Annotated in this window: 1 protein-coding gene; it reads right to left on the bottom strand. The window is 66.3% G+C overall.

What is annotated here, in order from left to right:
• Positions 1-1,265: transposase (locus MKK88_RS01470; protein WP_243996816.1), on the bottom strand; the 1,265-nt coding region annotated here is incomplete at its 3' end.
• Between the last annotated feature and the right edge of the window lie 80 nt (positions 1,266-1,345).

The following is a 1,345-nucleotide window of genomic DNA, read 5'->3' as shown; positions in this document are numbered from 1 at the left end:
GCTCCGTTTGGTCCTCGTAGCCGGAGGCGGTCCAGCTTCAGGATGCGCATGAGGTGGGCAAACAGCATCTCGACCTTCTTGCGCTCGCGTCGTGAGGTCTTGCCTTCCTCGGACCGCGCGATGTCGCGGGCCATGTCCCGCGCGCCCTCGTAGATCGAGCGCAGGACCTTGCGCACCGGCTCGTTCGGGCAGCACCGCGCCTTCAGCGGGCATGGCGCGCAGTCGAACTTGCTCGCGCGGTACAGCAGCGTCGCCCCATCATTGACCAGGGTCCCGGTCGTGGTCAGCACTTGCCCCGCCGGGCAGCGATAGACGTCGCCCGGCTGGTCGTAGGTAAAGTCGACGCGCGAGAAGGTGCCGTCGGTGCGGGCCGACTTGTCGAACACGCTGATATGCGGCTCGATGCCCTGCTCGTAGACGAGCCAGCCCAGCATCGCGGCCGAACCGTAACCGCTGTCGCCGGCAAGCCGGGCCGGATAGAGGTCGAAGCGCTCGCGCGAACGCGCGATCATGCGTTTAGCCGCTGTGACTTCGGCTTGCCGGATGGCCGTGGTCGCCTCGACGTCGACGATGATCGCGTGGTCGAGGTCGATCAGATAGTTGGCTGTGTAGGCGAAGAACGCCTGCCCGCCGTGCGCTCCGGTCCAGCGCGCGGCTGGATCGGCGGGCGAGATGAACTTGGGCGGCACCGGCGTTGCGGCCCCGAAGGCGGCCTCGTCGAGAACGGCGAGGTACTCCTGAGCGGCGCGGCTGACGCTCTCGGATGGCAGGCCGGCAGAGCCTTCGACCCCCTTCTGCCGATTGGCATCGGCTCTGATCAAGCTGCCATCGACGGCAAAGCCTTCGCCACCCACGAGGCCCTCGGCGATGCAGCGAGCGAGCACAGTCTCGAACAGGCGACGCAGCAGGTCACTGTCGCGGAAGCGGCCATGGCGGTTCTTGGAGAAGGTGGAATGATCCGGCACCCGGCCGTCGAGTCCGAGCCGGCAGAACCAGCGGTAGGTGAGGTTGAGGTGGACCTCGTCGCACCGCCGGCGCTCCGAGCGGATGCCGAGGCAGTAGCCGACGATCAGCATGCGGACCATCAACTCGGGGTCGACGGAGGGGCGGCCCGTCGAAGCGTAGAACGGGGCTAGCTCCTGGCGCAGGCCGGCGAGGTCGACGAAGCGGTCGATGGAGCGAAGCAGATGGTCGGCGGGAACGTGGGTGTCGAGCGAGAACTCGTAGAACAGGGCACCCTGCTCGACTTGCCGAGGTCCCATCATCTGCTTCGATCTCCGTCTCTCGACAGGAGTGAATCACCTCATCACAACCGCTGCAACACCCGAGTTTTTCAACAGAATCG

Source organism: Methylobacterium sp. E-005, from assembly GCF_022829725.1.
GTDB lineage: Bacteria > Pseudomonadota > Alphaproteobacteria > Rhizobiales > Beijerinckiaceae > Methylobacterium.
Note: the sequence above shows the minus strand (reverse complement) of the source record. Positions and strands in the feature narration are given on the sequence as shown.